This window comes from Winogradskyella poriferorum, assembly GCF_050618035.1.
GTDB classification, from domain to species: domain Bacteria; phylum Bacteroidota; class Bacteroidia; order Flavobacteriales; family Flavobacteriaceae; genus Winogradskyella; species Winogradskyella poriferorum_A.
Map to the genome: position 1 here is coordinate 1 of NZ_JBODPY010000345.1, position 208 is coordinate 208.

The 208-nt window shown below is 36.1% G+C and carries 1 protein-coding gene; it reads left to right on the forward strand.

Going from position 1 to position 208, the window contains the following annotated elements; genetic code table 11:
* The coding region (locus ACRHOC_RS16020; RefSeq protein WP_431159540.1) for a hypothetical protein at nt 1-208 on the forward strand (208 nt) is incomplete at both ends.

A 208-nucleotide genomic window follows, 5' to 3' on the forward strand; every position in this document is an offset into this window, starting at 1 on the left:
AATTACGCCTTCAGAACACAGTCCGCTATTTCAAATAGTGTAAATGCAAAACCAATTACCAATTCTGTTTTGAGTTCAGGTCAATGGTATCGGTTGTATATTGATAAATCAGGGATTTTTCAATTGAGCAACAATTTTTTACATAGTGTGGGGATTAACACAGATGAGGTGGATCCTCGATCAATTAAACTATATGGAGATGGTGGAC